The organism is Betaproteobacteria bacterium, from assembly GCA_016720925.1.
Lineage (GTDB): Bacteria > Pseudomonadota > Gammaproteobacteria > Burkholderiales > Usitatibacteraceae > UKL13-2.
Map to the genome: position 1 here is coordinate 135828 of JADKJR010000001.1, position 15318 is coordinate 151145.

Annotated in this window: 15 protein-coding genes; 6 read left to right on the plus strand and 9 right to left on the minus strand. The window is 57.6% G+C overall.

Going from position 1 to position 15318, the window contains the following annotated elements; translation table 11 throughout:
• The first annotated feature begins 88 nt into the window (after positions 1 to 88).
• The 3 genes from IPP88_00680 (at position 89) to IPP88_00690 (ending at position 3066) form a co-directional block, all read left to right on the plus strand.
• Entirely contained in the window at positions 89 to 1231 is a 1143-nt protein-coding gene (locus IPP88_00680; GenBank protein MBL0121289.1) for an SPFH domain-containing protein, read from the plus strand.
• Between the two features lie 114 nt (positions 1232 to 1345).
• Positions 1346 to 1840: a GNAT family N-acetyltransferase gene (locus IPP88_00685; GenBank protein MBL0121290.1), complete on the plus strand. Its 495-nt coding sequence runs from the start codon at positions 1346 to 1348 to the stop codon at positions 1838 to 1840.
• A 20-nt stretch (positions 1841 to 1860) separates the two neighbouring features.
• Complete coding sequence (locus IPP88_00690; protein MBL0121291.1) at positions 1861 to 3066, plus strand: hypothetical protein; 1206 nt, start codon at positions 1861 to 1863, stop codon at positions 3064 to 3066.
• A 156-nt stretch (positions 3067 to 3222) separates the two neighbouring features.
• Here IPP88_00690 and IPP88_00695 read toward each other — a convergent pair whose 3' ends face one another.
• From IPP88_00695 to IPP88_00725, 7 genes are all read right to left on the minus strand, one after another.
• Complete coding sequence (locus tag IPP88_00695) at positions 3223 to 3855, minus strand: LysE family transporter (protein MBL0121292.1); 633 nt, start codon at positions 3853 to 3855, stop codon at positions 3223 to 3225.
• Positions 3856 to 3973: 118 nt separating this feature from the next.
• The gene (locus IPP88_00700; protein ID MBL0121293.1) at positions 3974 to 4972 is read right to left on the minus strand and encodes an NADP-dependent oxidoreductase; all 999 of its coding nucleotides are present in this window, start codon (positions 4970 to 4972) and stop codon (positions 3974 to 3976) included.
• Between the two features lie 26 nt (positions 4973 to 4998).
• Positions 4999 to 5427 (minus strand): DUF3052 family protein, encoded by a 429-nt coding sequence (locus tag IPP88_00705; GenBank protein ID MBL0121294.1) that lies wholly within the window; start codon positions 5425 to 5427, stop codon positions 4999 to 5001.
• 11 nt (positions 5428 to 5438) lie between these two features.
• Positions 5439 to 6668 (minus strand): DNA polymerase, encoded by a 1230-nt coding sequence (locus tag IPP88_00710; protein MBL0121295.1) that lies wholly within the window; start codon positions 6666 to 6668, stop codon positions 5439 to 5441.
• Between the two features lie 5 nt (positions 6669 to 6673).
• Positions 6674 to 8065, minus strand: coding sequence for an alkaline phosphatase family protein (locus tag IPP88_00715; GenBank protein MBL0121296.1), 1392 nt, complete (start codon positions 8063 to 8065; stop codon positions 6674 to 6676).
• A 10-nt stretch (positions 8066 to 8075) separates the two neighbouring features.
• The gene (locus IPP88_00720) at positions 8076 to 8594 is read right to left on the minus strand and encodes a GAF domain-containing protein (GenBank protein MBL0121297.1); all 519 of its coding nucleotides are present in this window, start codon (positions 8592 to 8594) and stop codon (positions 8076 to 8078) included.
• A gap of 157 nt (positions 8595 to 8751) precedes the next feature.
• Positions 8752 to 9081: a hypothetical protein gene (locus IPP88_00725; protein MBL0121298.1), complete on the minus strand. Its 330-nt coding sequence runs from the start codon at positions 9079 to 9081 to the stop codon at positions 8752 to 8754.
• A 269-nt stretch (positions 9082 to 9350) separates the two neighbouring features.
• Here IPP88_00725 and IPP88_00730 point away from each other — a divergent pair, with 269 nt between their 5' ends.
• Together IPP88_00730 and IPP88_00735 are read left to right on the plus strand one after the other, a co-directional pair.
• Positions 9351 to 11384: a S9 family peptidase gene (locus IPP88_00730; protein MBL0121299.1), complete on the plus strand. Its 2034-nt coding sequence runs from the start codon at positions 9351 to 9353 to the stop codon at positions 11382 to 11384.
• A gap of 126 nt (positions 11385 to 11510) precedes the next feature.
• Positions 11511 to 12404 (plus strand): EamA family transporter, encoded by an 894-nt coding sequence (locus IPP88_00735; protein ID MBL0121300.1) that lies wholly within the window; start codon positions 11511 to 11513, stop codon positions 12402 to 12404.
• A 12-nt stretch (positions 12405 to 12416) separates the two neighbouring features.
• Here IPP88_00735 and IPP88_00740 read toward each other — a convergent pair whose 3' ends face one another.
• Positions 12417 to 12905, minus strand: coding sequence for a nuclear transport factor 2 family protein (locus IPP88_00740; GenBank protein ID MBL0121301.1), 489 nt, complete (start codon positions 12903 to 12905; stop codon positions 12417 to 12419).
• On the minus strand, positions 12902 to 13411 hold the full coding sequence (locus IPP88_00745; protein MBL0121302.1) for a YbaK/EbsC family protein: 510 nt from the start codon (positions 13409 to 13411) through the stop codon (positions 12902 to 12904). The genes IPP88_00740 and IPP88_00745 overlap by 4 nt, the downstream gene beginning before the upstream one ends.
• 112 nt (positions 13412 to 13523) lie before the next feature.
• On the opposite strand from IPP88_00745, the gene IPP88_00750 reads away from it, so the two are divergent.
• Positions 13524 to 15194 (plus strand): formate--tetrahydrofolate ligase, encoded by a 1671-nt coding sequence (locus tag IPP88_00750; protein MBL0121303.1) that lies wholly within the window; start codon positions 13524 to 13526, stop codon positions 15192 to 15194.
• Positions 15195 to 15318 lie beyond the last annotated feature (124 nt).

Genomic DNA, 15318 nt, shown 5'->3' on the forward strand with positions numbered 1-15318 from the left:
GCAGCTGGAGTGTGGCTGCGCATTCTCTTGGTGCAAGCCAAGTTCTCTAACGTAGTTAAGCCTCTTCCACACATGGGAGCACTACAGCATGGTTGACCTCTGGAAAAAACTGACTGGCGAACTCATTGACATCATCGAATGGCTCGATGATTCCAACAACACGCTGGTGTACCGCTTTGAGCGGATGAACAACGAAATCAAGTACGGCGCCAAGCTCACCGTACGCGAAGGCCAGATGGCTGTCTTCATCAACGAGGGCCAGCTGGCCGATGTGTACAAGCCCGGCATGTACACGCTCACCACGCAGAATATGCCGATCCTCTCCACGCTGAAAGGCTGGAAGTACGGCTTCGAGTCGCCGTTCAAGGCGGAAGTGTATTTCGTCTCCACGCGGAAATTCACTGACCTGAAATGGGGCACGCCGGGACCAGCGACGATGCGCGACAGCGAGTTCGGCATCGTCCGTGCGACTGCATTCGGTATTTACACCATCCGTGTCAAAGACCCCGGCATCTTCATCAAGGATATATCCGGCACCGAAGGCCGCTTCACCACAGACGCCATTCAGGAAAATCTGCGCGGCAAGATCGGTTTGCGCATCAAGGAAGTGATGCCTGAACTGGGCTTGAGTATCATCGACATGGAGGCAAAAGTCTCGGTGCTCGGCGGAATGTTGCGCGAGCGCATTGGCGGCGACTTTGAGGCGATGGGTCTAGAGCTCTGCGAAGTGCAAGTGCAGGATATCGGCCTGCCGGAAGAAGTCGAGAAGGCCATCGACAAACGCGGCTCCATTGCCGCCGTCGGCAATCTGCAGGCTTACACGCAATACGAAACGGCGAGCGCGATCCGCGATGCCGCCACCACGCCCAACAGCGCGGCCGGTGCCGGCATGGGTCTTGGCGCGGGCTTCGCAATGGGTGGCGCGATGGCCGGGCAAATGGGTGCGGCCATGAGTGCCGGTGCGGCCGGGATGGGCAATGCCGGAGCGGGTGGTGCGAATGCAGCGCCGCCGCCATTGCCGGTCGCCATCGCCTATCACGTCGCGATCAATGGCCAGCAAGCGGGCCCATTCGACCTCAATACCCTGCAAGGCCACGCGACCAGCGGCACGCTGAAGCGCGATTCGCTGGTGTGGAAAGCGGGCATGGCGCAGTGGACGAAGGCGGGTGACGTGTCGGAACTAGCGTCTTTGTTTGCCAGTGTTCCGCCTCCCGTTCCACCGGCAGGTTAGTTCAAAGGAAACTCCCGCTCCCGCCTGCGGGAGAGGGCTGGGGTGAGGTGTTCACGTGTTGACCGCCCCTCATTTCGGCCCTCTTCCCCTGTCCGCGGCGATGGAGAAAAAATTATGACCATCACCATCCGCGCCGCCGAGCCTGACGACTACGACGCCATCCGCGACACCATGTTGCAGCCGCGCGCGCAGTCGGAAACACTGCAAGTGCCGTACACCTCGCGGGAAGTTTTTCGCAAACGTGCCGCCGAATTCCTGCCAACCGATCAAATTCTTGTCGCGGAAGTTGACGGCAAGATTGTCGGTAACGCCGCCCTGTTCGGCAATCCGCGGCATGTACGCCGCCGCCATGCAGCCTCCTTGGGAATTACCGTTCACGACGATTGGCACCGCCAAGGTGTGGGCAGCGCACTCATGCAAGCGGCAATCGATCTGGCTGACCAGTGGCTGCAGGTCACGCGCATTGAGCTGACCGTTTTCACCGACAATGCTGGCGCAATCGCCCTCTACCGGAAATACGGCTTCGAAATTGAAGGCACACACAAGAACTTCGCATTTCGCAACGGCGAGTATGTGGACGTATACGCCATGGCACGATTGAAAAAATGACCGGCCGCACGGAATCTAAAATGGAAAACCCGAACGCGTCGCAAACCACGCTTGACCAAATGACCGCCACCGTGCGGGCATTCCCCTGCAAGTCCTGCGGCGCAAAACTGTCTTTCTCCCCAGGCAGCAAAACGCTGAAGTGCCCTTATTGCGCCGCGGTCAACGATATCCCCGAATCCGACGACAAGATCCTGGAACTCAGTCTTGAAGAGTGGATGACAAAACTCGAAAACGAGAGCGAAACCCACCAGCAGGAACAAATCAAGTGCAACAACTGCGGCGGCGAGCAGACGCTGGCGGCGAACCTCTATGCGAGCGCCTGTACCTTCTGCGGTTCACCGCTCACCTCGAAAAGTTACGCGCAACGCCAGATCAAACCGAAGTCGCTCGTGCCTTTCAAAGTCACCAAGCTGCAGGCGCAGGACAAGTGGCGCGGCTGGATCAAGGGCCTGTGGCTGGCGCCGTCCGCACTGAAAAAATATGCGCAGAGTGACGGCGGCATCAAGGGGATCTATGTACCTTACTGGACCTTTGACGCGCAAACCTACACGCAATATTCCGGCCAGCGCGGCGACGATCATACGGAAAGTTACCAGAGCACCAACTCCAAGGGTGAGCGCGTCACCGAGACGCGCACGCGTACCGACTGGACCAGTGTCTCGGGTAATGTTTCGTTCTTTCACGATGACGTATTGGTCTCAGGCAGCAAGAGCAGCTACGGAGGTGGCGGCAGCAATGCGGGAGCCGCCGAGATGCAACGCGCGTTAGTGCAACAGGCGGGCGTGGTGGGCAGCATGATCGCGGCCAACTTTACGACTACGTTGCGCACCTGGAATACCAAGGAGCTGGTGCCGTATCAGGACGAGTACATCACCGGTTTTCAGGCGGAGGCGTATCAGGTGGGACTAAAGGCGGCATTCGTCATCGGGAAACAGATGATCGACGGCAAGGTCGAGCAACTGGTGCGCGCGGATATTGGCGGTGATCACCAACGCATCTCGTCGCTCAATACGCAGTACAGCCACCTCACGTTCAAACACATACTTTTGCCGATGTGGGTGTCGGCGTATTTGTATGGCGGTAAGACTTACCGGTTTGTGGTCAATGGACAGACGGGGGAAGTGCAGGGGGAATCGCCAAAGTCGGGGTGGAAGATTTTCTTTCTGGTGTGCGCGATATTGGTTGCGTTGTTTATCTTCCTGGCGATATTCGGCGGAAAGCGATAGCGCCGTCATTCCCGTGGCGACGGGAATCCGGGTTTTTTGCAATTGGCTGGGCGCTTCGCTTGTTCAGGTAGATTGCATGGGGTAGACCGGCATCCGCTCGCTTACAAATGTTCCTGTCAGTTTTTTGCGAGAACTCGAAAGAATGACGCCCAGGGTTCACGCCCTCTTAAACACCGCCAACGCCCCGCCCGCCACCACGAACAAACTGCCGATCCCCCGATTCGTCCAGCGAATGTGATTCGGGTCTTTCAGCATCATGAGGACCCTTGCCGCGAGACCGGTGTAGCACATCATCACGAGCACATCGACCACGACCATCGTCGCGCCCATGACGGCGTATTGCATCGCGGTTGGCCGGGTCGCGTCGACAAATTGCGGCAGCACGGCGATGAGGAAGACCAGGCCTTTGGGGTTGGTCAGGTTCACCAGCAGGCCTTGTTTTACCAGGCCCCAACGCGACGTGTCGTCGAACTTTGTTCCGGCGGCGATCTCCTCAAACGAGACGGGACGCTCGCGGAATTTCTGGACGCCCAGGTAAACGAGGTACAGCGCGCCACCGATTTTGATGATTTCAAATGCCGTCGAGGAGGCCATCAACAGCGCACCCAGTCCCAGCCAGATCATGAGTACATTGACAATGATGGCGAGCTGCAACCCGACGAGATTCCACATGCCGACCGCAAATCCGTATCGCATGCCGGCCGACATTGAAGACAGCGCACCGGGACCGGGGGAAATGCACACGATGACGACCGCGACGAGGTAGGCAAGCCAAGTGGTAGAGGTCATGTGTTGGTTATACGCAGAGTGGGCGGGGCGGCTGAAGATGAAAGTCTAGCACTGGTGCGGCTCCCGGGCATAAAATGCCGTAAACACCGCACCAGTGCTTGTGTTTTACCTGATTGCGCTATGGAACAAGGACGACCTTGCCGACCGCATGTCCCGCTTCCGCATAGGCGAAAGCGTCGCGCGCGGCGTCGAGTGGAAACACTTTGTCGACGACGGGGACGATGATCCCGCTCTCCAGTAGTGCCGCGATCGCCGCGAGCTGCATCCCCGACGGCGACATGAAGTGATAGTCAAATCGTACGCCGCGCTTCGCCGCCAGTGCGCGCGGCTTGCGCGTCATGAACGCGGCGAGCCATTGCTTCCATCTCGCCAATTCCCATTCCCGCATCACGCGCGGCGTCGGGATGCCGCCGATGGTGATGACGGCGCCGTGCGGTTTGGTGATGGCGATGGACCGCATCAAGAGTTCACCCCCTTGCGTGTCGAACACAAAGTCAGGTTCCTTTACCACATCCTCGAATCGCTGCGTTTTGTAATCGACAACGATGTCCGCACCGAGGCGCCTGACGAGTTCGGCATTGCGCGCGCTTGCGGTCGTGGCGACGATCGCGCCCAGATACTTTGCCAACTGGATCGCGAACGTGCCCACACCGCCCGACCCCGCATGAATGAGAATGGTCTGTCCGGATTTCAGGCCCATCATGTCCTGCATCACCTGCCATGATGTCAGGCCGACCAGCGGAATCGAGGCGGCCTCAATATGCGTGAGGTTGCCGGGCTTTCGCGCCGCGTCGCTCTCGCGCACCGTTGCCAATTCAGCGAATGCGCCGATGGCCGATTTGTCGAGGCGTGCAAAAATCTCGTCTCCCGGCTTGAAGCGCGAAACCTTTGCGCCCACCTCGGTAACCACGCCGGACAGGTCCTGGCCGAGGATCAGCGGCATGCGGAAGGCCAGCATGATTTTCAGCATGCCCGCGCGAATTTTGTAATCGACTGGATTGATGCTGGCGGCTTTCACTTCCACCAGCAGGTCGTGCGGGCCGATCGACGGTGCCGGGCGCTCACCCACTTCCAGTTTTTCCGGGCCGCCGTAGCCTGTGATGTAGGCGGCCTTCATGACGCGTTGATCTTCATGCTGTTCCGCTATTTCCTGTTCCATTTGGCGCGCAATTCTTTTCGCACCATCAATTTTAGCCCCGACCAGTCTGCATTCACCGCGCAGACCTTTACATCAACGAGTCCGGTCGGCAGCGCAATGGCGCGAATGCCGTCTTCGGTGAGATCAACAAACAGCGGCGAGGATTTTTTTGGCCACGAAATCCACAGGCTGCCATCGGCGTCGAGCTTTTCGGATACTGCGGACAGCGACTTCATCATGGTCGCCGTGTCTTTGCAAAACAGGATGACAAGTCTGTTGCTTGCGGCGAGCTTGCCGGATAGCGTCGCCGTCGCGGGCAGCGGCGCCAGGAATTCCTCAATGCCTTCCGGCGGATTGAGCAACACAAGGGTTTCGCCTTCCTTGAGCCCAAGCTTTTTGGGAAGCGGGGTACCGCTGTATCCTGCCGTCGCCATGTTCTTCCCCTTCACTTTTCGGTCTCGACATCCGGAATATGATTAAACGCAATTGCCAGTTTGCCGTGATCCAGCGCACGATGCGCGCCGCCGTAGTACGCGGCTTTCTTGCCGAAGCGGGTGTTGAGCATATCGATGGCGGCGTTGAGTTTTTTCTTGTCGCCGGTCTGTTCGAGGTCGTCGAACAGTCGCGCCGATTGTGCCGCTTCCGAGGTGAGATCCGTCAACACCACGCCGACCTGCAACAGCATCAATTGTTTCTTCTTTGGAAAGCCGGTCCAGAGCTGGTCCATCGCGTGCAGCAAATCCAGCGTGTCCTGCGTTTCCATGAACCGCGTTTCTTTTTCCCACGAAGGTCCATTGAGGAACTTCACCTTGATGGCAATGCGCCCGGCGTAGTAACCGGTCTTTCGCAATCGCATCGCGGCTTTTTGCGTGAGGCGATTCAGCACCGAGTAGGCATCGTCGCGATTACGCAGGTCGGGCGCCAGCACGTGCGAATGGCCAATCGATCCCATGCCGTGATCGACATCGTGCACTTCCGCGCCGCGCAGCCTCGCATGAAAACGCTCACCGCCGACGCCGCCCCACACGCTGCGAAGCTGTTCGGGCGTCTGCGCATAAAGATCTGCCATCGTGCAAATGCCATGTTTGAGCAGACGCGCCTCCATGTTGCTGCCAATGCCGCTCAAGGCACGCAGTGGCAAATGCAGGATTTTTCCGGGCACGTCTTGTTCATCGAGGAAGACCAGGCCATCCGGCTTTTGCATATCGGAGGCGAGCTTGGCGAGGAAGGTGTTGGGTGCGACACCGATTGAGACTTTGAGAAATTCCCCCACCTTTTCCGCCATGTTGCGTTTGATATGTTGCGCGAGTTCGGTGATGCGCTCGACGCTCCGGAACCCCGCGGGCAGATCGCAAACCATTTCGTCGATGGACAGGACTTCGCGCACCGGCGCAATTTCGTCGACCACCTTCACGGCCTTGTGGTGGAAATCAATGTAGAGCTCGTGACGGGCGACGACCAGCACTATGTCAGGAATACGCTTCTTGGCCTCTCCGACATTGGTCAGCGTTTTCACGCCGAATTTCTTCGCCTCGTAGCTGGCGGCAATAAGGCACGTGGTATCCGCCAGCATGGGCACCACGCCCACCGGCCTGCCGCGCAGCTCAGGGCGAGCCTGCTGCTCGCAGGACGCGAAGTAGGAATTGAAATCGACGAGGAGGGAATGGAGCGCCACGATTGCTAAACCGGTTCTCCGCCGGAATCGATTTTGGCGCTGGCCAGCATGTGCTGCCAGAGTGGCTTGCCGTTCGAATCGAAGCAGGATGCATCGATGCGCCGTGCCGCGCCTTCTCCCGTGAATTCAAGAGTCCCGAAATTACGTTGTTCCACACCCAGTTCCGCGACATAGCGGGGATTGGCCCGATCTTTCTTGCCCAGTTTCGACAGGCGCGAGGTAAGCGGCGAGCTTGAGTACTCATAGACAACCGGTGCGCCCTGCTGCTTAAGGCGGAATACCTGTGTATTGTGCCGGTCACCGGAAATAAACAGCAGGCCGGGAATTTTCTCCTTGGCCAGCCAGGCCAGAAATGCATCACGTTCCGTTCGATAGTTATGCCAGCCCGAGTGATGGCCGTTCTCGTCCTCGCTCAGTAATTGACTGCCGTTGCAAACCAGTTTGAAAGTCGCCCTTGAGGCCGAAAGTGACTTCTTTAGCCACGCGAGCTGCGCGGGTCCGAACATTGCCTTGTCGTCGCTCGGTGCCGCTTTCTCGTCGTCGCGATAGGTGCGGTCATCGAGCAAAAAGAACTCGGCGTCCTGATGGGTGAAGGATGTCCAGGTACCTGGTAATTCCGGCGAGCCCATGTCGGGATTGGGCCAGTACTGCTTGAATAGCCGCAACGCATCGGCCTTGAATGTAAACGTCTTGAATGAGTCGTTCGGGCCGTAATCGTGATCATCCCAGATAGCATAGTGATGCGTGGCCGCGAACAGCTTCTGGAACATGTTCATGGCGCGCACATCGCGATAGCGTGCATCCATGCGCGCCACACTGGCGTAATCCGCCTCGCCCAGGAATTTACCTTTCGGCCGGAGGTAGAGATTGTCGCCCAGCCACAGCATGAAATGCGGCAATGCATCCACCTGCATCTTGCCGGCGATGCTATCGAAGATATGAAACTCGTCGCCGTAGGGATTGCCGTTGGGCGACATGGCTTCGGTGTATGCGCAGGAGCCGAGGTAGACGCGGAAGGGTGCAGCCTTTGCCCCGGGCAATGGCGCGGTACGAAATGTGCGCATCGTTCCCGTCGGCTTGCCATCAAGCTGCACGGTAAATCGGTAGTGTGTGTCATGCGCCAGGCCGCGGATATGGGCAATGGCGGAACATGCATCCCTTTCAGGAAGCGGAATGTCGATCTTGCGGGCGTCGCCTTCTTTTCCCTGCTCAGGCCAGAATGAAATACCGGCGACACTGGCTGTGGACGCTTGCAGCCAGAGGCGCACACTGTCATGGGTAAAGTGCCCCGCCACTGGCACGGCTGCCAGCACCGTGCCTTGCGCGGCAAATCCGGTCAATTGTTTGGCGATCGGCAGGGTGGCAACAGCTTGAAGTATTCGGCGGCGTGTCACCATCGCTAGCTCCTCACATTGTCGGCAGGTCGGTCATCTCGAGAAAAGTCCGCACCATTTGCTCGATACCAGCCTTGTCGCCGGCATCGAAACGGTTCAGCAGCGGGCTATCAATATCGAGCACACCGAAGACTTTTTCTTTCGCAGCAGCGGGCGCGATAAGCGGAACGACGACTTCCGAGTTCGACGCCGAATCGCATGCAATGTGCCCGGGAAACTCGTGGACGTTTCCGACCAATTGTGTTTGGCGATGGAAGGCGGCGGCGCCGCATACGCCGCGCGGCACCGGCAGCACAGGAATACGCACGCACGCGGGCTTGCCCTGGAACGGTCCGAGTAGCAAGTCGTTTCCGCGCATCAGGTAAAACCCGGCCCAGTTGAGGTCCGGCAACATCAGGAAAAGCAGCGCTGAAAAATTGGCGGCGTTCGCGATGAAATCACGCTCCCCCGCAAGCAGGCCCGCAAGCTGTTTGTCGAGGCCTGCGTAAAAACTGTGTTTGTCGTTGCCGGTGACGGAGGATGGCTGGAGCATGTTGAGATTTTGCTTGCTGTAAATATGAACAGTATAGCAACGCCCTCAATGGTTCACTGGCGAATATTTCCCATCAAGGCGCCAACGAAAATGACCAGAAAAAAGCCCGGCCACCATTCGGTGGGCCGGGCTGTCGAACGAAGGTACGAAATTGTGATCAGTTGGCCGGCTTGGTTTGGGCGTCGTGCTTTTGACGCTTGATCTTGCGGCTTTGCTTGTTCTCGGCGTGCTGCAGTTTCGCGCGCTCTTTCTTGGTGACAACGCCATCCGACTTTGCTTTTTCTTCCTTGGCCGCAACCTTTGCCTGACCGACTTCGAGCCTGGCCGCTTCTTTGTCAGTCAATTGGCCGGATGCCTTGCCTTGTTCAATGCGCGCGGCTTGATTGGCCTGGCGTTGATCGACTTTTGGCGTGGCAGGCGTCTGTGCAAATGCCGGGGTGAGAAACAGGGCGGCGACAGCAGTTGCAAGCATATGACGAGCATTCATGGCAAATCCTTTCAGCATTGTTGGGGGAATGAGTTCTTTGCACTCAGCGCGAATAACGGCACGATAAACCAATCGTTTACCGGGAGGACGCGCGAGTTGTATCTAGTCGTTACAGACTGCTACATGGGCACGGCTGAACGCGATGGTGCAACCGCTATAATTTGCCTCTTTCCCGCGATCGCATCCGGATGTTGACCATGCATCGCCGAGTCCTGCAGTTCGCATCTATCTTCCTGTTTTCTTTCACCGTATTCGCCCAGGCCCCCAATATGCAGAACCCACCCGTCGCCGCCAAAAAACCGATCACCGTCCTGAAATTCGGCGATATGCGCGTCGACAACTATTTCTGGCTGCGCGAAAAGACGAACCCGGAGGTGATCGCCTACCTGAAAGCCGAGAACGATTACACACAGTCGGTCCTGGACTCGATGAAAGGATTTCAGGAAACGCTCTACAAGGACATGCTTTCGCGCATCAAGGAGACGGACGAAAACGTGCCCTATCGCAAGGGCGACTATTGGTACTACTCGCGCACCGAAACCGGCAAGCAGTACAGCATCTATTGCCGCAAGAAAGGCGCACTGGATTCGCCGGAAGAAGTCATCCTCGATTTGAATGAACTCGCCAGGGGTCATTCTTTCCTCGGCTTGAGCGCATTCGCGGTCAGCCCGAACGGCAAGATTTTGGCGTATTCGCTCGACTTCACCGGTTTCCGGCAATACACGTTGCAGTTCAAGAATCTTGAGACCGGCAAGACGCTCAATGACAGATACGAACGCGTGACATCGGTTGCCTGGGCAAACGACAACCAGACGGTCTTCTTTGTCACGGAAGATCCGACAACCAAGCGGTCCGATCGCCTGTTCCGGGCCAAGCTCGGCGGCAAGGGCGAGGAGCTGTTCAATGAAAAGGACGAGCTCTACGACATTCATGTCGAGGCCACGCGCAGCAAAGGCTACATCGTACTGACCTCGGAGAGCTCGGAAACCAACGAACAGTACCTGCTCGATGCGAACAAGCCCGACGGCAACTTCGTCTCTTACATGACGCGCAAGGAAAACGTGAAGTACTACGTTGACCATGCCGGCACGGACTTCTACATTGTCACCAATGACAAGGGCCGCAATTTCCGCCTGGTCGTGGCCCCTGCAGGCCGCGCAGAGGCGATGAGCTGGAAAGAGATCATCCCGCACCGTGCGGACGTAAAGCTCGACGGTGTTGATATGTTCAAGGATTTCTTCGTCGCCAGCGAGAAGACGGGCGGGTTGCCGCAATTGCGTGTATTCGACATGAAAACGCGTACGCCGCACACGATCGCGTTCCCGGAACCCGCGTACGACGCCTCAGTCGGACAAAACGCCGAATGGAGCACGTCGTTGCTGCGATTCAATTATGGGTCGCTGGTGACACCTGACTCCGTGTTTGATTACGATGTCGCCAAACGCGAACGTACGCTAAAGAAGCAGCAACCGGTACTGGGTGGCTATGACACGAAAGATTACCAGTCCGAACGCATCATGGCGACAGCGCCGGATGGGACCAAGGTGCCGGTGTCGCTGGTTTACAAGAAGTCGCTGAAGAAGAATGGACCGCAGCCGACGCTGCTCTACGGTTACGGCTCCTACGGAATCTCGATGCCGCTCGCATTTCGTTCCACGCGTCTGGCGCTGCTGGACCGCGGCATGATTTTCGCGATCGCGCACATTCGCGGGGGTGGCGAAATGGGCAAGCAGTGGCACGACGATGGCAAGATGATGAAGAAGAAAAATACCTTTACCGACTTCATTGCCGCGGCCGAACAGTTGATCGCGCAAAAATATACCGAGCCGAAACAGTTAGCAATCCAGGGTGGCAGTGCCGGTGGCCTGCTGATGGCAGCGGTGACAAATCTGCGTCCGGACCTGTTCAAGGCCGTGGTATCGCAGGTGCCGTTCGTTGACGTGATGAATTCCATGCTGGACGCGTCGCTGCCGCTCACGGTGGGTGAATACCTGGAGTGGGGCAATCCCAATGGAGAGGCGGCCTACAAATACATGCGCTCGTATTCGCCTTACGAAAACCTGGAAAAGAAATCCTATCCAGCCATGCTGGTGGAGACGTCACTCAATGACAGTCAGGTCATGTACTGGGAGCCCGCGAAGTACGTTGCTCGACTCAGGACGCTGAAAACCGACAGCAATCCTCTTCTCTTCAAGACCAATATGGATGCGGGTCACGGCGGTGCGTCGGGCCGGTACGATTACCTGAAGGAAATTGCGATTACGTATTCGTTTGTGCTTTCGCAGATGGGGATCACCCGATAGTGCCGCCTGCAAAGTAAGCGGCAGTCTTCCATTTCCGTCACTCGTTCCTGTGCGGAAATAACGATCAAGACAAATTCCCCGCTTGCGGTGCTTTCGAATTCTGCGTAATCGATACTCCGGATCAACATGCCGTTCTCCACCTTGCAGTTGTTTGCCACCTGCGTCCTCATCTGGGGGACAACGTGGCTCGCCATTACGTTTCAGTTCGGGAGTGTCGCACCGGAAATGTCGGTGGGTTACCGATTCCTGCTGGCGTCGGTGGCACTTTTCGCTTTCTGCCGCTGGCGGCGCATGCCGCTGCGCTTTTCGTTATCGCAGCATGTCGATTTGTTCCTGTTTGGCGCCTCGATGTTTTGCATCAGCTATATTCTGGTGTATTACGCGGAGACCTTCATCGTTTCCGGGATGGTCGCCGTTGGCTATTCCGCGAGCCCAATGATCAACATGCTGTTTTCGCGCATGTTCTTTGGCACACCCATGACGCAGCGGGTCACGACCGGTGCCACGTTCGGCATTGCCGGTATCGTCTGCGTCTTCTGGCCGGAGTTCGGCAAGTTATCGGTTAGCCGCAATGCTGAGCTGGGCGCGCTGCTGACCATATTGTCGGTCGTGGCTTCGGCGATTGGCAGCATGGGGGCCATGCGCACGCAGAAGCGCGGGTTGCCAACATGGACCAGCATGGCCTGGGGCATGCTCTATGGTGGGCTATTGGCGCTGGTCATCGGTGCTCTAATGGGCAAACCATTCACGCTTGACGGGAGTACACCGTATCTTTTATCGCTCGTGTACCTGGCACTTCTTGGCTCGATCATCACATTCGCGTGTTATCTGACGCTCATACAGCGTATCGGCGCGGCACGGGCTTCCTACACAGGCGTCATGGTGCCGGTCGTCGCGCTGATGGTATCGTTTTTGTTCGAGAAATTTGCCTGGGAGTGGCTGACGACCGTTGGCGTCTGCCTGCTGGTGCTGGGGAATGTGGTGATGCTGCGCGGCAAGAATGCGGCCGGGAGTCACTAACGCGCGTGCGCGCTACGGCGTAGGATAGTTTCCTTCGTTCTTGCTCATGAAGTCCCGCAATCCGCGATCCGCTTTCTTGCGCACGGCTGACTTGATGGGGCCGAACCAACCGAGCAACAATCCCATCGGTCCCAGCGCCTGTCGCGACCACGCCCAGAATGAAAATTGGTCGAGATGCCTGACGATCTTGCCGTCGCGGAAGGCAAAAACGGCATCGATTTTGTTATGCACGAAACGCCCGGTCTGGCTAAAGGTGTAGGTGGCTTCCCAGTGTGCCTTGCCGCCTTCATCGTTGGCGTTCACATCGCCCAGCGTGATGACCAGATCCTTGCCGCGCGCGCACAGCATGGCCCACATGGCCGTCGCTTCCTTGCCGCGGAGCGAGGGAAACGCCGGGTCCGAAAAGAAGATATCGGGGTGATAGCATCGTGCCATGCCGGCGGCATCGCGCTGCGCGAAGGCGGCATAGAAATCACGGATCAGCTTTTCGTTTGGGTTCACGGGTTTCTCCTTTGTGCGACGTCAGCCACCTGGGCACCGGCGATGCGCGCCAGTTCGTTTGGCGAAATACTGAACATGGTATTCGGATGGCCGGCCGCCGGCCAAATCATCGCATAGTGCAGCAGGTCTTCATCCATCAACGTAATCGGTGGCATGACGTGGGCGATGGGCGCCACGCCGCCGATGACATAGCCGGTTTGCGCGCGCACGAAATCGGCATCGGCCTTGCCGACCGGCTGGGAAATCAACGCCATGACTTTCTTGTCGTCGACGCGATTGCGGCCGCTGGTGATCACCAATACCGCGCGACCATCGTGCGCACGGAAAATGATCGATTTCGCGATTTCCCCGACATCGCATGCAAGTGCATCCGCGGCAGCCTGGGCGGTGTGCGTGGCTTCCGGCATGACGGTGATGGTATCGGTCAGTCCCGCCAAGCGCAGCGCCTCGCGAACGCGCAAAACGGCAGTGTGGGAATATATGTTTTGTGTGTCGTCGATTGTCATGATTGACTCAGATCAACTAGCGATTCTACTTGACGCTTGTCATGGTGCGGACCGGTGCGCGAGTTCCATACTTTGGCAACCCAGAAAAACCAGTTAATTCACGGAGGAACAAATGCTCAGCGATATCGATATTGCGCAGAAGGCCACAATGAAGAAAATTCAGGACGTTGCCGCGGGTCTGGGCATTCCTGAAGAGGCGCTCGAACCGTATGGCCGCTACAAAGCCAAGGTCTCGCTGAATTACGTGGATTCGCTGAAGGACCGGAAAAGCGGCAAACTGATACTCGTCACCGCGATCTCGCCAACGCCGGCGGGCGAAGGCAAGACCACCACCACTGTTGGTCTGGGCGATGCACTCAATCATATCGGCAAGAAAGCCATCATATGCCTGCGCGAACCGTCTCTGGGCCCGGTATTCGGCATGAAGGGTGGCGCGGCCGGCGGCGGCTACGCGCAAGTGGTGCCGATGGAAGATATCAACCTGCATTTCACCGGCGATTTTTCCGCGATCGCCCTGGCGAATAATCTGCTGGCCGCGTTGATCGACAACCACATCAATCACGGCAACGACCTGGGCTTTGATGTGCGCCGCATCGTCTGGAAACGGGTGGTGGACATGAATGATCGCGCACTGCGCGACATCACTATCGCGCTCGGCGGGCCGGCCAATGGCTATCCGCGCCAGGATGGCTTCGACATCGTCGTGGCCTCCGAGATCATGGCGATCTTCTGCCTGGCGACATCGATCAAGGACTTGAAAGCTCGCATCGCGAAAATCGTAGTCGGCTATACGCGCGATCAAAAGCCAATCCTCGCCAAGGATTTGAACGCACAGGGCGCGATGACGGCGCTGTTGAAGGATGCGCTGCTGCCGAATCTGGTGCAAACGCTGGAGAACAACCCGGCGTTCATTCACGGTGGCCCATTCGCCAATATTGCCCACGGCTGCAATTCGGTTATTGCCACGCAAACCGCGCTGAAACTGGGCGACTACGTCGTGACCGAAGCCGGTTTCGGCGCCGATCTGGGCGCGGAGAAATTCATCGATATCAAATGCCGCAAGTCGGGTTTGCGGCCCTCGGCAGTGGTCATTGTTGCGACCATCCGTGCGCTGAAATATCACGGCGGCATGGACGTCAAGGAAGTCTCGAAAGAGAACGTGGAAGCGCTGGAAAAAGGCATGGTGAATCTGGAGCGCCACATTCATAACATCACGCAACACTACGGCCTGCCTTGCGTGGTATCGATCAATCATCGCACCCACGACACCGAGGCGGAATTGAAAGTTCTCGTGTCACGCTGCGAAAAATTGGGCGCCAAAGTCGTGGTGGCGCGGCATTGGGCAGACGGCGGCAAGGGCGCCACGGAACTCGCAAAAATGGTCGTCGACATGTGCGAGCAGCCGAACAACTTCAAGTTTGTCTACGAAGAAAGCGCGACGCTTTGGGACAAGATGAAGACGATTGCCAGCAAGATCTACGGGGCATCCGATATCACCGCCGACGCCAAAATTCGCGGCCAGATCAAACGGCTGCAGGATGATGGCTACGGACACTACCCAATCTGCGTGGCCAAAACCCAGTATTCATTCTCGACCGATCCGCAATTGCGTGGTGCACCCAGTAATCACGTGTTGACGATCCGCGAAGTACGTCTCGCGGCGGGCGCGGAGTTTATCGTGCTGGTATGTGGAGACGTCATGACCATGCCGGGCCTGCCGAAAGTGCCGAGCGCCAATGCGATTGATGTGAATGATGAAGGCAAGATTGTTGGGTTGTTTTAAGGGGCTGTTGAAAGATTTCACAGCCGCGCGGCGGCTGTGAATTCATCGCGCCATTCTGAATCCCGTCATTCCCGCGTCCCATAGGGACTTCCGTTGGTCGCAGCGGGAATGACGCAGAGATGTC

What these genes read in the sequence shown, in the direction of transcription:
- IPP88_00720 (MBL0121297.1), bottom strand. Translation starts at nt 8,594, where the DNA reads ATGCTCCAGCCATCCTCCGTCACCGGCAACGACAAACACAGTTTTTAC.
- IPP88_00680 (MBL0121289.1), top strand. Translation starts at nt 89, where the DNA reads ATGGTTGACCTCTGGAAAAAACTGACTGGCGAACTCATTGACATCATC.
- IPP88_00730 (MBL0121299.1), top strand. Translation starts at nt 9,351, where the DNA reads ATGCAGAACCCACCCGTCGCCGCCAAAAAACCGATCACCGTCCTGAAA.
- IPP88_00705 (MBL0121294.1), bottom strand. Translation starts at nt 5,427, where the DNA reads ATGGCGACGGCAGGATACAGCGGTACCCCGCTTCCCAAAAAGCTTGGG.
- IPP88_00745 (MBL0121302.1), bottom strand. Translation starts at nt 13,411, where the DNA reads ATGACAATCGACGACACACAAAACATATATTCCCACACTGCCGTTTTG.
- IPP88_00725 (MBL0121298.1), bottom strand. Translation starts at nt 9,081, where the DNA reads ATGAATGCTCGTCATATGCTTGCAACTGCTGTCGCCGCCCTGTTTCTC.
- IPP88_00690 (MBL0121291.1), top strand. Translation starts at nt 1,861, where the DNA reads ATGGAAAACCCGAACGCGTCGCAAACCACGCTTGACCAAATGACCGCC.
- IPP88_00700 (MBL0121293.1), bottom strand. Translation starts at nt 4,972, where the DNA reads ATGAAGGCCGCCTACATCACAGGCTACGGCGGCCCGGAAAAACTGGAA.
- IPP88_00685 (MBL0121290.1), top strand. Translation starts at nt 1,346, where the DNA reads ATGACCATCACCATCCGCGCCGCCGAGCCTGACGACTACGACGCCATC.
- IPP88_00695 (MBL0121292.1), bottom strand. Translation starts at nt 3,855, where the DNA reads ATGACCTCTACCACTTGGCTTGCCTACCTCGTCGCGGTCGTCATCGTG.
- IPP88_00715 (MBL0121296.1), bottom strand. Translation starts at nt 8,065, where the DNA reads ATGGTGACACGCCGCCGAATACTTCAAGCTGTTGCCACCCTGCCGATC.
- IPP88_00750 (MBL0121303.1), top strand. Translation starts at nt 13,524, where the DNA reads ATGCTCAGCGATATCGATATTGCGCAGAAGGCCACAATGAAGAAAATT.
- IPP88_00735 (MBL0121300.1), top strand. Translation starts at nt 11,511, where the DNA reads ATGCCGTTCTCCACCTTGCAGTTGTTTGCCACCTGCGTCCTCATCTGG.